The organism is Prolixibacter denitrificans, from assembly GCF_003014495.1.
In the GTDB taxonomy this organism is placed as follows: Bacteria; Bacteroidota; Bacteroidia; order Bacteroidales; family Prolixibacteraceae; genus Prolixibacter; species Prolixibacter denitrificans.
Genome location: NZ_PYGC01000009.1, coordinates 76,183 through 94,425 on the forward strand (window position 1 = coordinate 76,183; position 18,243 = coordinate 94,425).

Genomic DNA, 18,243 nt, shown 5'->3' on the forward strand with positions numbered 1-18,243 from the left:
CTATTCAGAGCCAAGCACCGTAACAATCGGAAGATGATCGCTGAAGCCTCCGTGATAAGCCGGACCAAGATAAGTTCGGTTCGGTTTAATGCCCAGGTATTTTTCGTCTGCTTCCAGCAGAAAAGCTTCGCGGCAAATGTAGGTGCGTGAAATATTGAGTTTGAGCTGGGCTCCATTGAGTAACGAAGGCGTACAAATAAACTGGTCGAATACAGCCCATTCTCCCTTGTTCCATAACGTACCAATGGCTCCATCTTTCCAAATACCGGTAAGATTAATCAACGAATCATATCCCTTAACATTACTATACTGAGCGGCGTGCAAAACATCTCGTAAACACCCTTCGTTCATGGTCGCGTTGAAGTCGCCCATCATTAAAATATGTGCAGCCGGTTCATCCGCCAGGATTGAATCAATGCGCTGTCGTAAAATGCGGGCTGCGAAGTTACGTTTCTTCTTTGTAGCCATGTAGCCTCCGTACCTGCTGGGCCAGTGATTAACGAAGAAATGAACCGTGTCGCCATCTAAGTTTCCTGAAAAGTAAAGAATGTCACGTGACTCGAACTGCCGTTTTCCTTCTTTCACCACACGTAAAAAATCAAAATCGACCGGTTTTACCCGGTCTTTTCGGTAGAGCAGCGCCACATCGATGCCCCGCGGATCAGGCGAGTCCTTGTGAATAATACCATAGGGAACGCGACTTAAAGGTGTGCTGTCGATTAACCGCCGGACCACCCATCGGTTTTCAATCTCAGCTAAACCAATCACATCCGGGAATTCTCCTTTCCCGGCAGCAATCAAAGCTTTGTAAATGTGCTGTATTTTGGCGTCCAAACGGTGATAAGTCCAGTGGTTTTGGCCGGCAGGAGTAAAATCATCATCTCTTGTTTCCGGATCATTCTTTACATCAAACAGGTTTTCCACATTGTAGAAAACAATGGTGAAATCATTTTTCGATTTGGATTGAGATTCCGGAGAGAGAAGATTAACCATGAATAAAATAGCCAGTAGCGGCAATGACATATGCAATTATTTCGATTCAGCCGTTTTTTCCGGATCCTTTTCAATCCGTTCAAAGGCTCCCAGATCAGGTCCTGCGTCATCTAAACGGCTTTCCCCCAGGAAATCGTTGGGAAACATCTTAGCATAGCTCAGCTTTCCGACATCCTTCACTGCAGAAAGTGTGTCAAGCTGGAAATTGCCCTTATACGGATCGATAAAACGAGGATCGACATTACGAAGAATGCCCAGGTAATGCGGGTTATCGTCAATATTAATTGTATCACTAAGTTGCAGCATACAGTTATCAAACAGGTAGTTGCTTTCCCCCTTCTTGTCCATCCGCACCAAAACTTCATTGGAGCGGTTACCCGTTACAATACAATTTCCGAAGGTCGCTTCGGTCATATCGCCCACATAACGCATATCGGTTTTGCTGTCGACAAGGTAATTCGAAACAATCAGTGTTTCGGTATTCCGGATACCCGTTGAAAGCGCATTGTAGTAATTGGCAAAAGTGGAATGATAGAACTGATAATCACCGCCCAGTAATAACGCAGTATTATAATACCGCACATTGGACACCACACAGTTGCTGGCAAGAATTTTCGACTTCATAGCCCATATCCCGGCCCAGCTCATGTTCTCAATCCGGGTATCGGCAAGTTCAACTGATGCGAATCCTTCGTGCTCGATGGTTCCCACCTGCAATCCAATGTTTGCGTTTTTTATTACGGCATGCTCAAACCGGTTATTGTGACTTCCGGAAAAGAGTATGATGCCGTTCCATTGATCGGGCAAATCACTGTACATCGATTCAAGGCGATCGCCCTGAAAGACGACCGGCTCGCTTTCCGTTCCCTGAACATCAAGTGTCCCTTTCACATAAAAGCCGGCACCATCATGAAAATAAATAATCGTTCCCGGCTCAATCGTAAGAACGGCGCCAGAATCGACATAGGCATAATTATAGACGAGGTAGGGCTTCTCATTTGTCCAGGTCGTCGTTCCAATTACTTTGGAATTGATTCGTTTAAAATCCTGTCCCCAGGCAATTAAATTTACATCCTGTACAACGCCGTTTACACTAAAAACAATGGAATCTTCAGCGACCATCGGAATATTTCCCCCGTTCTCGCCGAGCGTTACTTCCACGAAGATAAAGATGCTGTCATTAGGAGGGATTTCCACATCATAAACATCATTGGCCACCTCTCCATTTACATTCAAACGGAAACCACTTTTATTGCCGCCCGCCAACTTAATTGAGGAGATGATGAGGGTACTGTTCGTTGGATTAACGACACGGACGTTGTGGGTAGGCGACCCGATGGAGGTGAAAATAGTATCGAAGGCAACTGTGTCAGTCGAAAAACGTAAAAGGGCATCATTAGATGAATTGATGTTTTCCTTTTCACAGGAAGCAAAAAGGTACACCAACGACATCACAATCAATATTTTAAATAATCCCCTCATAGTTTTAAATAAGCGCCCTCAATATCATGGTCAGGAAGGAGCGACCTTCCCCATTCAAATATAGTAATAATTATTAATTTCCTTTAACATTTTTTAACTTTCGAAATATTTTTTACGAAATAGAAGAAGCCCCAAAAACATTAGTCCACCATTTAATATCAAGATCTCAAATCCAAACCGGTAACCAAAAAGAAGTTGTTCGGACCAAGTATCAACCGCCCAACTAATGAGCGGAGCTGCAACTGCCAGATAGGGAACGGCGCGATCGTCTACCTTGTACTTTGTAAACATCCCGAAAGCGAACAATCCCAGCAGCGGACCATAGGTGTATCCAGCCACCTTGAAGAGCGCCACAACCACACTTTCATCGTTGATAACCCGGAAAATGACGATAACAAAAAACAGAATCACCGAAAATCCCATATGCACCAATTTCCGCTCCTTCTCCTTCTTCACATCCGTTCGTTTCTGGAATTTCAGAAAGTCAACACAGAAAGCCGTGGTTAATGAAGCCAGGGCTGAGTCAGCACTGGAATAAGCCGCAGCCGTAATACCCAGCAGAAAAGCAATGCCGATGGACAGGTTCATTTTTGTCAGAGCCAACAATGGATACAAATCGTCAGTTCTCTCAGGAACAGGCGTTCCTGTCTTCGCAGCAAAAATGTAGAGCAACACACCCAGTCCCAGGAACAGCGCAACAGCGATGACGAAGCTGGCGCTAAACCAAATCATATTTTTCCGGGCTTCCCCAACATTCCGGCAGGTCAGATTTTTCTGCATCATATCCTGGTCGAGCCCCACCATCACTACCGTGACAAACATGCCGGCAAAAAACTGCTTGAAGAAATTGTTGCCTGACCGCCATCCCCAATGAAAGATTTTGGAATCGGGATGATCGGTAATATGTTGAAAAGCCTCTCCTATCGACCATCCAAAGTGGTTCAGGATATAGTGGATTGTCAGAACTACGGCTAAAATCAGGAAAGTCGTCTGCAACGTATCCGTCCAGACAATCGTTTTAATGCCTCCGCGATAGGTGTACACCCAAATCAGCAAAATACTTATCATCACCGTAATCCAGAAGGGGACTCCGAATGCATCGAAAAAGGCAAGCTGCAAAACGCCCGCCACCAGGTAAAGACGAAATGCCGCTCCGATAGTCCTGGAAAGAAGGAAAAAGAAGGAACCTGTTTTATAGGCTGACGGTCCGAACCGTTCTTCGAGGTAACCGTAAATAGAAACCAAGTTCATCCGATAGTACATGGGCAAAAGCACACCAGCAACAATCCAGTATCCCACCAAATTCCCCAATACAAACTGAAAATAGGAAAAGGCCGAATTCCCAACTTCTCCGGGTACGGAAATAAAAGTTACCCCCGAAAGTGTGGCTCCAATCATCCCGAACGCCACCACATACCAGGGAGATTTCCGGTTGGCCGTGAAAAAAGTATCAGAGTTTGCCCCTTTCGCCGTAAGCCGCGAAATAAGTATTAGTAGGAGAAAATAACCGCCGATGACGGCCAGCACAATAAATGGATTCATAATTTAATTTTGGTCGTTATCGGGATAAAGAAGATATTTTTTACGAATCTGTCTGTAATTATTAAGCTCGGGTTGCCATGAGGCACGAATCTCCTGCTCGGTCTTTCCTTCGCGGATTTGCTTGATCACGGTGTCGGTTCCCATCAGCAGATTAAACCAGCGTTCACGGGTCAGGAAATCTTTTTCGTTGGAAAAACGGTGATACCAATTCAGGAAATATTTCAGCGTAAACCGGGGGGTGTCCTTCATTCCTCTGAAATCCTCACCATAACATTTCTGGCCCATATGGAGAGGCGACTTGGCCATTCCGACAATACTTTCGGGTGTGAAAGAAAAGGAGCCAAATTTCGGATCGGGATACCCCAATACCTGAAAAGGAAAATGCGTTCCCCGACCAACACTCACGCTGGTGGATTCGAAGAAACAAAGCGAAGGATACAACCGGATGGACAAATCGTTTGGCAGATTGGGCGATGGTTTCACCGGTAAGGAATACCGGGCTTGATGATTGTAGTTTTTCACCGGAATCACCGTCAAATCGACTTTTTCGTGGTTTGTCAGCCAGCCCTCACCATTAATCATCAGCGCCAACTCGCCAACTGTACAACCGTGCACGACTGGAATCGGGTCCATCCCCACAAACGATCGGAATTCAGGTTTCAAAATGGGACCGGCAACATAATCACCGTTAGGATTCGGACGATCGAGAATCATCATCTTCACACCGTTTTCGGCGCAAGCCTCCATCACATAGTGCATGGTGCTGATAAACGTGTAAAAACGGCAACCCACATCCTGTATATCGAAGACCACCCAATCGATTCCTTTTAACTGCTCCTGGTTCGGCTTTTTCGTTTTTCCGTATATTGATATGACCGGCAAACCGGTTTGTTTATCAATCGTATTCTCCAATTCCTCTCCGGCATCGGCCTTTCCCCTAAAGCCATGCTCCGGAGCAAAAACCTCTTTCACCGGAATATGTTTTTCAAGCAGGAAATCAACCAGGTGCTGCCCTCTGACAACTGAAGTCTGGTTCACGACCAACGCTACATTTTTGCCTTTCAGTAATGGCAGGTATTTTCCGGTTTGTTCTGCACCAGTGACGATCTGTTTTTCTTTCGCATTTCCGCAAGAGAATAAAAGAAAAACGACAAAGAAGAGCACGATATGATTTTTCACAGTCCCAGTTTTTATGATTGATTCAGAAAATTGTTAGGATTAATCGATTAAGATTTTAAATTTGTCATACATATTACTTCCGACTAAAATACAAATTTAACATGAACCTTGAAGTAAAAATAACTATTTCTGATACCGGATAAGCTGATACAGTACAATCCATTTACTAATTTTACGAAAATCGAAATTGTCCATTACAACAACTGATGACATCATGAAGTGCCAAAGAAACCTGCTTGGATTAATCACCCTCATTATTATCCTCATCCATCCTGTTATGAATCAAGCCGCCAATCCAGTCCGACCGCCATTCTACGCATACGAAAATGATGCGTGGGTCGACTCGGTCTTTAACTCTCTCAGTTTTGAGGAAAAGATTGGTCAGCTGATAACGGTTGCGGCCTATTCAAACAAAGATGAGGCGCACACCCAGGAGATTTTGAAACAAATTACCGAAAATAAAATTGGAGGACTGGTCTTTTTCCAGGGAGGCCCCATTCGGCAGGCAGAGCTAACAAATAAATTCCAACAGGCATCAAAGGTTCCGTTATTGATCGGTATCGACGCTGAAAACGGGCTGGGAATGCGGCTCGACAGTTGCATCAACTACCCGGTAGCGATGGCCGTTGGAGCTGTTCAGGATGATTCATTGGTTTATCAAATGGGAAAAGACATTGGTCAGCAGTGTAAACGCATAGGCATGCAGGTGAACTTTGCCCCCGTAGCCGATGTAAACAACAATCCTGAAAATCCCATCATTGGTTACCGTTCGTACGGACAGAACGTGGAAAATGTCACGCGCAAAGCGATGATGTATGCGCTGGGCATGCAAGAAGAAAACATTCTTCCGACCGCCAAACACTTTCCCGGCCACGGAGATACCGAAAAAGATTCACACAAAACACTTCCGGTCATCCCCTTTGGCAAAGAACGTCTTGACACATTGGAAATAATGCCTTTCCACCGGCTGATTTATGCAGGAATTGGCGGCGTCATGGTAGGACATCTTGATGTACCGGCGTTGGACTCAACAGGAACTCCGGCGTCGCTTTCGAAACCTATCACCGGCAAGTTGCTTCACGATGAACTGGAATTTCAGGGCCTCACCGTGACCGATGCAATGAACATGAAAGGTGCCAGTGTAAAAGGTCCTCCCGGAACCGCAGATGTAATGGCTTTAGCTGCGGGCAATGATGTGCTGGAATTTGTCACCGATCCGAAAGCCGCCATCAAAGCCATTAAAAAGGCCGTGAGAAAAGGGATACTCACCAAAGAAGAAATTGACCAAAAGTGCCGGAAGGTATTGATGGTGAAACGCTGGACCGAACTGAACGACTGGCTCCCGGTACAAATGGACAGTTTATATGAGGATTTAACAAATCCGCTTTACCGACTGACGTCACGTGAACTGACCAAAGAAAGCCTCACGCTATTACAAAACAAAGGCAATCTCCTTCCGCTTCAGAACCTCGACACATTGCATATTGCAACTGTGAGCATCGGCCGCGATTACGACACGGCTTTTCAAAAAGCGGTGGGGCAATACCTCCAGGTCGACAATTTTCACATCGACAAAAGTGCCTCGCTGAAATCACTTCAAAAACTCTTGCCTCAGCTAAAAAACTACAACCTGGTGATTGCGGCTGTCAATAATTTCTGGATGACTCCGGAAAACAACTTCCATCTCACCCAGGTTCAGCTCGATGTGACAAACATCATCAGCAAGATGGACAATTCTGTCGTGGTATTGTTTGGAAATGCATACGCTGCCAACGCATTCCGCGACCTCAACGACGCCCGTTCGATCATTATGGCTTACCAGGAAACAGATGATGCGGAAAGTCTGGCGGCTCAACTGATTTTTGGAGGAATTCCTGCCAAAGGAAAACTGCCGGTTACATTGAACAAGTTTTTCCCGGCCGGAACCGGGATTCAGACCAAAGCTCTTGGGCGTTTCTCTTACACCATTCCCGAAGCTATTGGAATCGATTCGCATTACCTCGACCAGCGGATTGATTCGCTGGTGAACATCGGGCTTACGCAGAAAGCATACCCCGGTTGTCAGATATTACTGGCGAAAAACGGAAAGGTTTTCTTCCACAAATGCTATGGTTACAGAACATACAAAAATCAGGTTCCGGTAAAACCGACTGACATTTACGATTTTGCTTCTTTGACCAAAATAACAGGCCCTTTACCGGCACTGATGAAACTGGCTGACGAGGGAAAATTCAATGTCGACGATAAATTCTCGAAGTACTGGCCTGAGTGGGATAATACCAACAAAGCCAATATCGGGATACGCGATATTCTGGCTCACCAGGGACAACTGGAAGCATGGATTCCCTATTGGAGAAGTATTGTTAAACCCAATGGCCGCTTCAAGCATGGCTACATCCGGCATCGTCCCACGCGGAAATATTCGCTTCGCATAAGCGACAACATGTACCTGAATCACAGCTTCATTGACACCATTTATTCCGATATCGATAAATCGCCACTATTGCCTAAAAAGGCGTATGTGTATTCCGGGTTGACCTTTTATCTCTACCCGAAAATCATCTCGAACCTGACCGGAGAAAATTACCAGAAGTACATACATGAAAACTTCTACGGACCGCTGGGTGCGTCTACAGTGACTTACAATCCATACCTGAAATACCCCATCAACCGGATGATACCAACCGAAGATGACACGTTCTTCCGACACCGCCAGATTCAGGGATTTGTACACGACGAAGGTGCGGCCATGATGGGCGGCGTATCGGGTAATGCAGGGCTTTTTGGCGACATCAACGATGCGGCCAAAATCATTCAGATGTACCTGAACTATGGCGAATACGGCGGGAAGCGTTATATCAGCGAAGCAACGATGAAGGAATGGACCCGCTGCCAGTTCCCCGACAACGACAACCGGCGAGGCCTCGGATTTGACAAACCGTTGATTGACAACAGCGAGAAAACCATTGACGAAGCTTACCCGGCTCCTTCATCCAGTGCAGAGAGTTTTGGACATAGCGGATTTACCGGAACATTTGCATGGGCCGACCCGGAAAACGGCCTCCTTTTCATGTTCTTTTCCAATCGGGTTTACCCAACACGGAACGATCGGAAGCTCTACGAGCTAAACCTACGTCCCCGTCTTCATCAGGCTGTTTATGATGCGCTTAAGCGAGGATTGAAAAACGAATACGACGAAGAGAAACATGTTTTAAAACATTCGCAGGAAGAAGAGGGTGGCTATCCGCCTGTGCAAAATCCACCATTCTGATTTTCTGCAATTTGCTTGCAGCAGGACACGATTTTTCTTTGTTAAGAAATGTGAATTTCACTTAAAAGTAGAATAGGATTTCACGTTACCATTGGGTTATTAAATATTTAATTTTATTTTTAAGGTGATACATATTTTACTTCCAAAATCTTATTATTAACAAGATAAAATCCTACCGCTATGACAAAGAAAATAACCTTCAACGAGCTGAGAAAAATTAAAGACAGTTTGCCTGACGGTGCCATCCACCACATTGCCGAAGAATTAGGCATTGAGGTTGAGACCGTCAGGAACTATTTCGGCGGAGCAAACTACGAAAAAGGAAAAGCAGTTGGAATTCACCTTGAACAAGGTCCCAATGGTGGTGTCGTACTCTTAGATGATACAACCATTCTCGAAAAAGCGGAAGAAATTCTTCATCAGCACGAAGTATAGAAACATTAAGAAGAAAAAAATCTATTAACTGCCTCAAAACTGAGGCAGTTTTTTTTTGTACCTTCCCTGACAGACTAACCTTGATCATCATGACAAAAATATTTCTGATTTTCGTTCTAATCGCTGGTTGTTTCACGCAGGCTGAAGCACAATCGAATGCCGGCTGGCGCTCACTGTTCAATGGCAAAAACCTGAAAGGTTGGGAAACCTATGTAGGCCCGCTGGAAAAAGGAGGAACTCCGTTAGGTATTAGAAAAGATCCGATGAAGATTTTCTCGGTAGTAAAAGAAGACGGGCAACCGGCCATCAGAATATCGGGAGAGGTTAACGCCTCACTGGCCACCCGGAATTCCTATGAAAATTACCATCTCCATCTCGAGTTTAAATGGGGAAAGCTTGTTTTCTCTCAACGTAACTCCGGATTGCTTTATCACAGCTACGGTCCGTTTGGCGCAGCCCTCAATGTATGGATGAACTCACATGAATTGCAAATGAAGCATGGCAATTTAGGCGATCTGTATTGCATGGGCGCCACCTACAGTAAAATTCCCGCGGTGAAGAATGGAGACCAATACACCTACCAGACCGGAGAAGCCCGGGTCGCTTTCGGCAACGACGAAATAGCCAAAATTTGTTCGAAAAGTGCTGACTACGAAAAACCGCTGGGCGAATGGAACACCATCGATCTGTATTGCTTCGGCAGCACTTCGGTTCATGTTATCAACGGCAAGGTAAACATGGTGAGTTACGACTCGCGTAAATGGGTGAACCAGGAATTACTTCCCCTGGTACAAGGCAAAATCCAGTTACAATCGGAAGGTGGCGAGCTGTTCGTCCGCAACATCAGGTTAAAACATATCAAAGAATTACCATCCGATTTTTAACCGGAATCAAACAGTCACCTTCTCCAATTTCTTTCCAGTGAGAATCTTGCGAAAGAAGTAGGCAGAATAAGGCGTTTCGGAAACCGGGCATCGCAATAAATCGGCTAAAAAGTTTGTCTTCTGTTTTTGCAGGAAACAAAAAAAATCTATATTTGCAACGCTTTTAACGAAAGCGGGAGCTTAGCTCAGTTGGTTCAGAGCATCTGCCTTACAAGCAGAGGGTCGCTGGTTCGAATCCAGCAGTTCCCACCGTTCATAATTAGGATTTTATTTTTTTTCGGGAGCTTAGCTCAGTTGGTTCAGAGCATCTGCCTTACAAGCAGAGGGTCGCTGGTTCGAATCCAGCAGTTCCCACACGTTCATAATTAGGATTTTATTTCTTTCGGGAGCTTAGCTCAGTTGGTTCAGAGCATCTGCCTTACAAGCAGAGGGTCGCTGGTTCGAATCCAGCAGTTCCCACTCAAAGGATTTCACGTTTGTGGAATCCTTTTTTTATGCCCTTTCGGGAAGAATAAATCAGATTACTTCAGCTACCACGAAAGTACTTCCGCCAACGAAAATCATATCATCTGGTCCGGCATTTTCTTTGGCTGCCGTCAGTGCCTCAACAACGGTCGGATATTTCTTCCCCCTCAGTCCGGCATCGGAAGCTTTCAACTCCAGCATATTCTCCGACATCGCTCTTGGAATAGAAGCTTTGGTAAAATAGTAATCGGCGTCCTTCGGCAAGAGCCGCAACACGCTCATCACATCCTTATCATTTACCATCCCCAACACAAAATGAAGCTTTTTGTAGGGCGTTTGATGAATCTGGTGCACCACCTCACGAACGCCGGCCTCGTTGTGCCCTGTATCGCAAACGATGCGTGGATTAGCGCCCAAAACCTGCCAGCGTCCTAGCAAACCGGTATTTTTCACCAAATGTTCCATTCCCCGGTACATCGCTTCATCAGAGATACTCCAGCCCCGCTCTTTCAACACGTCGACGGTCGCCAGGGCAGTGCAAAGATTACGCCCCTGGTATTGTCCCAGCAAATCCAGCGGAAGCTGTTCGAAACGCAGGGTATTGTTGTAGCGCACATTGAACAATTGCTTTCCTTCGGGCGAAGCCATTGAATAACCTGTCTGATAAAGCTGATCAGCAAATTGCAACGGAATACCTAACTCTTCTGCCCTTTCGGTGAAAACCGGAGCCGTTTCTTCAGCCGTCTCGCCTACCACTGTCGGAATTCCCTTTTTCATAATACCGGCCTTCTCACCGGCAATTTCGGTTAATGAATTTCCCAATAAGGCCACATGGTCGAGACTGATATTCGTGATAACCGATACTTCCGGAGTGATGATATTCGTGGAATCGAGTCGGCCCCCCAAACCAACTTCCACCACTGCAATATCTATTCTTTCACGGGCAAAATAGTCGAAAGCCATGGCTACCGTCAGCTCGAAAAATGATGGTTCCATCTTATTCAGCTGGTTTCGGGCCATGAAATCATCGACAAAGCGCACTACCTCTTCTTTCGGAATTTTCACGCCATTCACGCGAATGCGTTCCCTGAAATCCTTCAGATGCGGCGAAGTGTATAACCCGACCCGGTAACCGGCTTCCTGGAGCACACTGGCCAGCATATGCGAAACCGAACCCTTTCCGTTCGTTCCTGCCACATGAACGCTACGGAATAATCGGTGCGGATGGCCGTAAAGTTCGTCCAGCGCCAGCGTATTATCCAGGTTATTTTTATACGCAGCCGGCCCTTTCCTTTGATAAAAAGGCAATTGCTCGTATAAATATCTCAGTGTCGCTTCAAATCTGTCCATAATGTGAAAAGAATTTATCAACGGGTTAAAGTTCGTAAAATCATTTCGACCTGCCGTACACCAGATACAAAAAATACTACCTTTAAAAGCAAACCCTTGAAACCCTACGAATATGACTCAAGCAAAAGTATTCGTCCTCGACACTAACGTCATCTTGCATGATCACAAGTGTATTTACAATTTCGAAGACAACGATGTAGTAATCCCGATCACGGTATTGGAAGAGCTGGATAAGTTCAAGCGAGGCAGTGATCAGATTAACTTTCAGGCCCGTCAGTTTGTACGCATTCTGGACGAAATTGTAGGCGACGATTTATTCAACGGAGGATTATCTCTCGGCCCCAAAAAAGGCAAACTGATTATCGAAACCGGAAAGCCTTTTTCCAAACAGATGAGAGAATCCTTCCGCGACGACATTCCCGACCACCGTATTCTGGCCATTGCCGAAGCTGTCCGGGATAAATATCCCGAAAGGAAAACCATCTTTGTGACCAAGGATGTCAATCTCCGAATGAAGGCCAAATCGCTGCACATTGAGTCGGAAGATTACAAAAACGATAAAATTTCCGATGTCAACGTACTTTACGAAGGCATCCGGGAAATGAATGAGTACAACGACGAACTGATCGCCAAGTTATACGACAACAAATCGCTTACGCTGGAAGAAGCCGGAATCGGAGACTCACCTTTTGCCAACGAATACCTAATTTTGAAAGGCAACCGTTCCAGTGCGCTGGCTCATTTCGATCCATTTACCAGAACCATCAAGCGAGTCGACAAACACAACGCTTACGGTATAAAACCGCGCAATGCAGAGCAAACCTTTTCGCTGGACGCCCTGTTGAATCCGGAAATCAAACTGATTGCCCTTACCGGGAAAGCGGGAACCGGAAAAACCCTGCTGGCCCTGGCAGCTGCCATTGCTCAGCATAAGGTTTATGACACGACCTTGCTGGCGCGTCCGATTGTAGCGCTAAGTAACCGCGATTTGGGTTTCCTTCCGGGAGATGCCGAAGAAAAGGTTTCGCCCTACATGCAACCACTTTTCGATAACCTGGCAGTAATTAAGAAAAGCTTTAACCCACGCAGCACCGAAGTTCAGCTTATTGAAGAGCTGCAGAAGGATGAGCGGTTGGTTATCTCGGCACTCGCCTTCATCAGGGGGCGAAGTCTTTCCAACTGCTTCTTCATCATTGATGAAGCACAAAACCTCACTCCTCATGAAGTGAAAACAATTATCACCCGTGCAGGCGAAGGAACCAAGATGGTATTCACCGGCGACATCATGCAAATCGATTCGCCTTACCTCGATATGCAGTCGAACGGATTGGCTTTCCTCACCGATAAGATGAAGGGACAAGATCTGTTTGCACACATCAACCTGGTGAAAGGCGAACGCAGCTACCTTGCCGAGTTGGCCAGCGATTTACTTTGATTTCTTCGAACTCCTTTTACCTATAATTTGACTAGCAAAGGCCAGAGCATCAACTCTGGTCTTTGCATTTCTATGAAAGCTTATTCGGGAAGAAGCTTATTTCCTGGTCATTTCAGGCTGTTGAAATTTTCAATCCGTTCACTCCTGACTGATTCTCGCTATTGAAATTTTCAATTTATCCTTTTCTAAACATTTCAGGCTGCTGAAATTTTAAATTCACCCTTTTATGAACATTTCTGGCCGTTGAAATTTTCAATAGCCCCATTTCTGACGAATTATTGTCATTGAAATTTTGCAGAAGCTCCGTCCCCCTGCTATTTTATCGCCGTTGAAAATAAATGAATCCCACCCCATTCCGCCTCCTTCAAAATTATTTTTGTAGTTTTGCGCCGTCAATAAAAGACGATTTTATCCTGAAAACTTTTTCACTGTTTTTCAGGTATAAAGTATGGGAAAACGTTGACTGCCTCCGGGCAGACTTGAAGCGAGAGAGGAATGAATTACAACGGAAAAAAAGTAGCTTTTACCACGCTGGGATGTAAACTGAACTTCTCGGAAACGTCCACCATTGCCCGCTCATTCGAGGAGATGGGCTTCAACCGGACCGGGTTCAGGGACAAGGCCGATGTTTACGTTATCAACACCTGCTCGGTGACGGACACCGCCGACAAGAAAAGCCGCGCCATCATCCGTCAGGCCGTTAGGCAGAACCCCGCTGCATTTATTGTGGTGGTGGGATGTTATGCCCAGCTAAAGCCCGACGAAGTGGCATCTATCGAAGGGGTTGACCTGGTGTTGGGAGCCAACGACAAATTCAACATCACCAAATATCTCGACGGACTCGAGAAACACAAGGGAGGCGAGGTGCACAACTGCTCGTTCACCCGTATCAATAAGTTCGACCATGCGTATTCATATGGCGATCGTACCCGCAGTTTCCTGAAAGTACAGGACGGCTGCAACTATTTCTGTACGTACTGCACCATTCCAATGGCGCGCGGAAAAAGCCGGAACCCGAGCATTGCCAGCCTGGTGGAAGAAGCAACACGGGCCGGCAAACAAGGCATTCGCGAGATTATTCTCACGGGAGTGAACATTGGCGACTTCGGACAAAGCACCGGCGAAACATTTTACGATTTGGTACAGGCGTTGGATGAAGTCGAAAGCATCGACCGTATACGCATTTCGTCCATTGAGCCGAATTTGCTGAACGACGATATCATCGAATTTGTGGCCCGCTCGAAGCGGATTGCACCGCATTTTCATATACCGTTGCAGGCTGGCACCAACGATGTGCTGCAACTCATGGGGCGTAAGTACAACCGGGAACTGTTTGCCCACCGCGTGGAGAAGATCAAGGAATTGCTGCCCCATGCCTTCATTGGCGTAGACGTAATTGCCGGCATGAATGGCGAATCGGATGAACTGTTTGAAGAGTCGTACCGGTTCATCGAAAGTCTGGACATTTCGCAATTGCACGTATTCCCTTATTCCGAGCGTTCGAAAACCAGTGCCCTGAAGATTGAAGGCGTGGTTCCAATGTCGGAACGCAAACGGAGAGTGGAAAAACTGAAAGAATTGTCTGACCAAAAGCTGAAGAATTTCTACCGGAAACACGATGGACAGAACCACCGGGTGCTGTTCGAGAAAAGCCGTTCGAAGACACGAATTACCGGATGGACCGAAAACTACATCAAGGTAGAAACCGACTTCCATGACGATCTGGTGAACCAAATCAGGGAAGTGAAACTGTCAGGCATCAATCCAACCGGCAACATGGCCGTACTGGTTGATTAAGCAAAACTGAAAAACACGTCAACATACATCCCGTCAGGATTTTCCGGCGGGATATTTTATTTTTATAAAAACGACAGGCCTTTCATCCTGGTAAGGAAAATGCCAACCAAGGCGATTAATCCTTACTTTTGTAGAAATTTTTTTTGTGATGAATCTGGAAAAACTCTGCACCGAAGTTATCAGAATTGTAAAAGAAACCGGTCAATTCATTGCCGGCGAACGGAAAACTTTTCAGCTGGATGCCGTTGAAAGGAAAGGTAAATCGGATTTTGTGTCGTACGTCGATAAGAGCGCCGAGAAGCAACTCGTCGAGAAGCTTCATCAGCTGCTGCCCGAAGCCGGATTTATCACCGAAGAAAATACGGCAGGCAACGACGGGGAAGAGTTTAAATGGATCATCGATCCGCTCGACGGGACCACCAATTTCATTCACGGTATTCCTCCGTTCGCAGTAAGCGTCGCCCTGCTGCAAGGCAACGAACTCGTCGTGGGGGTAGTGTACGAGATTACGCAGGACGAATGTTTTTATGCCTGGAAAGACAGTGCAGCCTACCTCAATGGCAACGTTATTCGCGTTAGCGATGCGGCCACCACGCAGGATTCGCTCATTGCCACCGGCTTTCCTTACTACAATTTCGATCGGCTCGATGGATATATCGATGCCATGAGCCACTTCATGCAACATTCGCATGGCCTGCGCCGGTTAGGTTCGGCGGCCACTGATCTGGCGTACGTGGCAGCCGGACGTTTCGAAGCCTTCTGGGAACATGCGCTTCACGCCTGGGATGTAGCAGCCGGAGTATTGATTATCAAGCAAGCAGGCGGACAGGTAACCGACTTCAACGGCGGCGACAATTTCCTGTTCGGTGGAGAAATCGTGGCGGCAAACGATGCATATTTCAAGGAATTTTACGACATTGTACATCAACATCTCGGCAACTGAATATTGACCATGAGAGAAATAGACATTCTAAAAGAACAGATTGCCCGCCTCGAAGAGAAGCGTTTCGATCTGGAAGCCTGGAAAGCACATACGCTGATTTACATCTCCCGCATCTTCGGCGAAGGCAGCGAACATGCCCGGCTCATCAACAACCTCAAGTACGATTATTCCAGCTGGAACCTGCGGGACACATCCGGCGGTATCAAACTAACTGACCCAATTCGCGTCCAGGCTCGTGAGATTCTCGACGCCGCCATCCACGAACTGGAAATCTTCGGGTTACCGCAGAAAACCAGCGAAACACATCAACCGCTGCTGGACGCATTTAGCAACGAGCTAACAGGCCGCGAACAAAAAGAGTTAGAGAAGATCCTGGAAATGAACGCCAAAGAACGCGACAAGGCGCTGGGAACATTCATCGACAGCAAAAACAAAGAAACGTTGGTTGCCATTCTGTTGCAATTATTCCAACAATCTTAATCGAACGTTTATTTCTTTATGACTTATCTGTTATATCACATTCTCAGAGGATTTACATGGCTAAACCATTTTCTTCCACTGCGTGTGCATTATGCTTTTTCTGATTTCCTTTTTTTTCTTGTATATCGTGTTTTCGGCTATCGCCGGAAAGTTGTCCAAACCAACCTCGCAAATGCTTTTCCTGAAAAGACGGAGCAGGAGCGAAAAAAAATCGAACGACAGTTCTACCGCCATTTCTGTGATAGCTTTATTGAAACACTTTATTTCTCACAAATTTCACCTTCCAGGATTAAGAAACGAATGAAGTTTCTCAATCCTGAACTGGCAGAAAAATACCTGGATGAAGGCCGTCAGGTAATTGTTTCGATGGGACACCACAACAACTGGGAATGGATGTGCAGTTGGGGTTTGCACACAAAGACAGAGTTCTACGTCGTATACAAACCATTGCACAACAAAAGCATCGATCGATTTTACTATAAACTCCGAAGTCGTTTCAATGCCATCCCTCTTGAAAAAAACAAAACTTTCAGGCAGCTGGTTAGCGATAAAAATGAAAATAAAGTCGCCGCTGCCGGTTTTCTGAATGACCAGACGCCGAAGAAAAACGAAATCCAGTACTGGACCACTTTCCTCAACCAGGAAACACCTATTCTGTTAGGAACAGAAAAAATTGCAAAAAAAGTCGATGCCGTAGTACTTGGTGCTCACATGCAAAAACAGAAGCGGGGCCATTATACGCTGACTTTTCACCTGATTACCGATAAACCCAAAGAAACGGCTCAATACGAGATCACTGAAAAACATACCCGTTTCCTCGAACAAATCATCAAAGATGAACCGGCTTACTGGCTTTGGTCTCACCGCCGCTGGAAACACAAACGCGAACCTGAAAATACGGAGAGCACTGGCAAATGAAAGTATCAGTTGTCATATTGAATTGGAACGGACAGGATTTTTTGCGCCAATACCTGCCGCCATTGGTAAAATACAGCAACTTACCCGAAGTGGAAGTGGTAGTTGCCGACAACGGTTCCACCGACAGCAGTCGCGAAGTGGTAGAGAAAGAGTTTCCATCTGTTCGTTATTTGCAACTGCACGAAAACTATGGCTTTGCTGAAGGTTACAACCAGGCTCTCAAACAAATCGAAGCTGAATATTACCTATTGCTCAATTCGGATGTAGAAGTAACCGAAAACTGGCTTGAGCCGCTCGTCGAAATGATGGATGCCGATCCGTCGATTGGCGCTTGCCAACCTAAGATTTTACAAACGGAAAAGCCGGAATATTTCGAATATGCCGGAGCAGCCGGTGGTTTTATCGACCGGTTTGGTTACCCGTTTTGTCGCGGTCGCTTGCTCGATGTGGTCGAAAAAGATGAAGGACAGTACAACGAAAGCACCGAGATCTTTTGGGGAACCGGCGCCTGCCTGATGGTTCGCTCATCGGTATGGAAAGAGCTGGAAGGACTGGATGCACATTTCTGGGCACACATGGAAGAGATTGACCTGTGCTGGCGCATGAAAAACCGCGGCTATAAGATATATTACAATCACCAATCGACTGTACACCATGTGGGTGGTGGAAGTCTTTCGTACGGAAATCCGCGGAAGATCTACCTCAACTTCCGCAACAACCTGTTTCTTCTGTACAAAAATTTGCCGTCTGTTTTATTGTTTCCGGTGCTGTTCAGCCGGATGATGCTCGACGGAGTCGCTGCACTTCAGTTTTTAGTTACCGGTCAGGTAGCAGCTTTCCGGAAGGTATTCATGGCACATGTCGCTTTTTACCGTCATCTTTCCCATCTTCGGAAACAACGGAAGCAACTGCTCAGCCAGGTTACCACTGAGAAACACCTGCAAATCTACCGTGGAAGTCTGGTCTGGAATTACTATGCCAGGGGAAAAAGAAAATTCAGTGAGCTCAACTGGAAACCCTAACGTTAAAAACACCTTTCAATCATCATTTTCATTCGACCGCCGCAAAT

General features: G+C 46.0%; 14 protein-coding genes and 3 tRNA genes. 12 read left to right on the plus strand and 5 right to left on the minus strand.

Annotated elements, in window-relative coordinates; all coding sequences use genetic code 11:
* The 4 genes from CLV93_RS15580 to CLV93_RS15595 form a co-directional block, all read right to left on the minus strand.
* The gene (locus CLV93_RS15580; protein WP_106543139.1) at window positions 1-1,023 is read right to left on the minus strand and encodes an endonuclease/exonuclease/phosphatase family protein; all 1,023 of its coding nucleotides are present in this window, start codon (window positions 1,021-1,023) and stop codon (window positions 1-3) included.
* Between the two features lie 6 nt (window positions 1,024-1,029).
* The gene (locus CLV93_RS15585; RefSeq protein ID WP_146142039.1) at window positions 1,030-2,475 is read right to left on the minus strand and encodes a hypothetical protein; all 1,446 of its coding nucleotides are present in this window, start codon (window positions 2,473-2,475) and stop codon (window positions 1,030-1,032) included.
* A gap of 93 nt (window positions 2,476-2,568) precedes the next feature.
* Complete coding sequence (locus tag CLV93_RS15590) at window positions 2,569-4,017, minus strand: sodium:solute symporter (protein ID WP_106543141.1); 1,449 nt, start codon at window positions 4,015-4,017, stop codon at window positions 2,569-2,571.
* A 3-nt stretch (window positions 4,018-4,020) separates the two neighbouring features.
* Window positions 4,021-5,196, minus strand: a complete 1,176-nt coding sequence (locus CLV93_RS15595) for an exo-beta-N-acetylmuramidase NamZ family protein (RefSeq protein WP_106543142.1) — start codon at window positions 5,194-5,196, stop codon at window positions 4,021-4,023.
* A 214-nt stretch (window positions 5,197-5,410) separates the two neighbouring features.
* Here CLV93_RS15595 and CLV93_RS15600 point away from each other — a divergent pair, with 214 nt between their 5' ends.
* The 6 genes from CLV93_RS15600 (at window position 5,411) to CLV93_RS15625 (ending at window position 10,245) form a co-directional block, all read left to right on the plus strand.
* A complete protein-coding gene (locus tag CLV93_RS15600; RefSeq protein ID WP_106543143.1) occupies window positions 5,411-8,467 on the plus strand; it encodes a serine hydrolase domain-containing protein in 3,057 nt (1,018 codons plus the stop codon).
* A 180-nt stretch (window positions 8,468-8,647) separates the two neighbouring features.
* Entirely contained in the window at window positions 8,648-8,902 is a 255-nt protein-coding gene (locus CLV93_RS15605; RefSeq protein ID WP_106543144.1) for a DNA-binding protein, read from the plus strand.
* A gap of 89 nt (window positions 8,903-8,991) precedes the next feature.
* The gene (locus CLV93_RS15610) at window positions 8,992-9,786 is read left to right on the plus strand and encodes a 3-keto-disaccharide hydrolase (protein ID WP_106543145.1); all 795 of its coding nucleotides are present in this window, start codon (window positions 8,992-8,994) and stop codon (window positions 9,784-9,786) included.
* Window positions 9,787-9,960: 174 nt separating this feature from the next.
* Window positions 9,961-10,035, plus strand: a tRNA-Val gene (locus tag CLV93_RS15615).
* A 30-nt stretch (window positions 10,036-10,065) separates the two neighbouring features.
* A tRNA-Val gene (locus tag CLV93_RS15620) sits at window positions 10,066-10,140 on the plus strand.
* A 30-nt stretch (window positions 10,141-10,170) separates the two neighbouring features.
* Window positions 10,171-10,245 (plus strand) — tRNA-Val (locus CLV93_RS15625).
* Window positions 10,246-10,302: 57 nt separating this feature from the next.
* On the opposite strand, the gene CLV93_RS15630 is transcribed toward CLV93_RS15625, so the two are convergent.
* Complete coding sequence (locus CLV93_RS15630) at window positions 10,303-11,601, minus strand: bifunctional folylpolyglutamate synthase/dihydrofolate synthase (protein WP_106543146.1); 1,299 nt, start codon at window positions 11,599-11,601, stop codon at window positions 10,303-10,305.
* A gap of 112 nt (window positions 11,602-11,713) precedes the next feature.
* Between CLV93_RS15630 and CLV93_RS15635 the strand changes: the two genes are divergently transcribed.
* From CLV93_RS15635 to CLV93_RS15660, 6 genes are all read left to right on the plus strand, one after another.
* Window positions 11,714-13,036 (plus strand): PhoH family protein, encoded by a 1,323-nt coding sequence (locus CLV93_RS15635; RefSeq protein ID WP_106543147.1) that lies wholly within the window; start codon window positions 11,714-11,716, stop codon window positions 13,034-13,036.
* A gap of 495 nt (window positions 13,037-13,531) precedes the next feature.
* Complete coding sequence (gene mtaB, locus CLV93_RS15640; protein WP_106543148.1) at window positions 13,532-14,833, plus strand: tRNA (N(6)-L-threonylcarbamoyladenosine(37)-C(2))-methylthiotransferase MtaB; 1,302 nt, start codon at window positions 13,532-13,534, stop codon at window positions 14,831-14,833.
* Between the two features lie 148 nt (window positions 14,834-14,981).
* Complete coding sequence (locus CLV93_RS15645) at window positions 14,982-15,776, plus strand: inositol monophosphatase family protein (RefSeq protein ID WP_174821583.1); 795 nt, start codon at window positions 14,982-14,984, stop codon at window positions 15,774-15,776.
* Window positions 15,777-15,785: 9 nt separating this feature from the next.
* Window positions 15,786-16,256 (plus strand): hypothetical protein, encoded by a 471-nt coding sequence (locus tag CLV93_RS15650; RefSeq protein WP_106543150.1) that lies wholly within the window; start codon window positions 15,786-15,788, stop codon window positions 16,254-16,256.
* An 18-nt stretch (window positions 16,257-16,274) separates the two neighbouring features.
* Complete coding sequence (locus CLV93_RS15655) at window positions 16,275-17,174, plus strand: lysophospholipid acyltransferase family protein (RefSeq protein ID WP_106543151.1); 900 nt, start codon at window positions 16,275-16,277, stop codon at window positions 17,172-17,174.
* Window positions 17,171-18,196: a glycosyltransferase family 2 protein gene (locus CLV93_RS15660; protein ID WP_106543152.1), complete on the plus strand. Its 1,026-nt coding sequence runs from the start codon at window positions 17,171-17,173 to the stop codon at window positions 18,194-18,196. The genes CLV93_RS15655 and CLV93_RS15660 overlap by 4 nt, the downstream gene beginning before the upstream one ends.
* Window positions 18,197-18,243: the final 47 nt, after the last annotated feature.

Excerpts from the sequence above, each read along its gene's own strand:
- CLV93_RS15635 (WP_106543147.1), top strand. The coding sequence starts at position 11,714 with ATGACTCAAGCAAAAGTATTCGTCCTCGACACTAACGTCATCTTGCAT.
- CLV93_RS15605 (WP_106543144.1), top strand. The coding sequence starts at position 8,648 with ATGACAAAGAAAATAACCTTCAACGAGCTGAGAAAAATTAAAGACAGT.
- CLV93_RS15610 (WP_106543145.1), top strand. The coding sequence starts at position 8,992 with ATGACAAAAATATTTCTGATTTTCGTTCTAATCGCTGGTTGTTTCACG.
- CLV93_RS15660 (WP_106543152.1), top strand. The coding sequence starts at position 17,171 with ATGAAAGTATCAGTTGTCATATTGAATTGGAACGGACAGGATTTTTTG.
- CLV93_RS15590 (WP_106543141.1), bottom strand. The coding sequence starts at position 4,017 with ATGAATCCATTTATTGTGCTGGCCGTCATCGGCGGTTATTTTCTCCTA.
- CLV93_RS15645 (WP_174821583.1), top strand. The coding sequence starts at position 14,982 with ATGAATCTGGAAAAACTCTGCACCGAAGTTATCAGAATTGTAAAAGAA.
- CLV93_RS15650 (WP_106543150.1), top strand. The coding sequence starts at position 15,786 with ATGAGAGAAATAGACATTCTAAAAGAACAGATTGCCCGCCTCGAAGAG.
- CLV93_RS15655 (WP_106543151.1), top strand. The coding sequence starts at position 16,275 with ATGACTTATCTGTTATATCACATTCTCAGAGGATTTACATGGCTAAAC.
- CLV93_RS15585 (WP_146142039.1), bottom strand. The coding sequence starts at position 2,475 with ATGAGGGGATTATTTAAAATATTGATTGTGATGTCGTTGGTGTACCTT.
- CLV93_RS15600 (WP_106543143.1), top strand. The coding sequence starts at position 5,411 with ATGAAGTGCCAAAGAAACCTGCTTGGATTAATCACCCTCATTATTATC.
- mtaB (WP_106543148.1), top strand. The coding sequence starts at position 13,532 with ATGAATTACAACGGAAAAAAAGTAGCTTTTACCACGCTGGGATGTAAA.
- CLV93_RS15630 (WP_106543146.1), bottom strand. The coding sequence starts at position 11,601 with ATGGACAGATTTGAAGCGACACTGAGATATTTATACGAGCAATTGCCT.
- CLV93_RS15580 (WP_106543139.1), bottom strand. The coding sequence starts at position 1,023 with ATGTCATTGCCGCTACTGGCTATTTTATTCATGGTTAATCTTCTCTCT.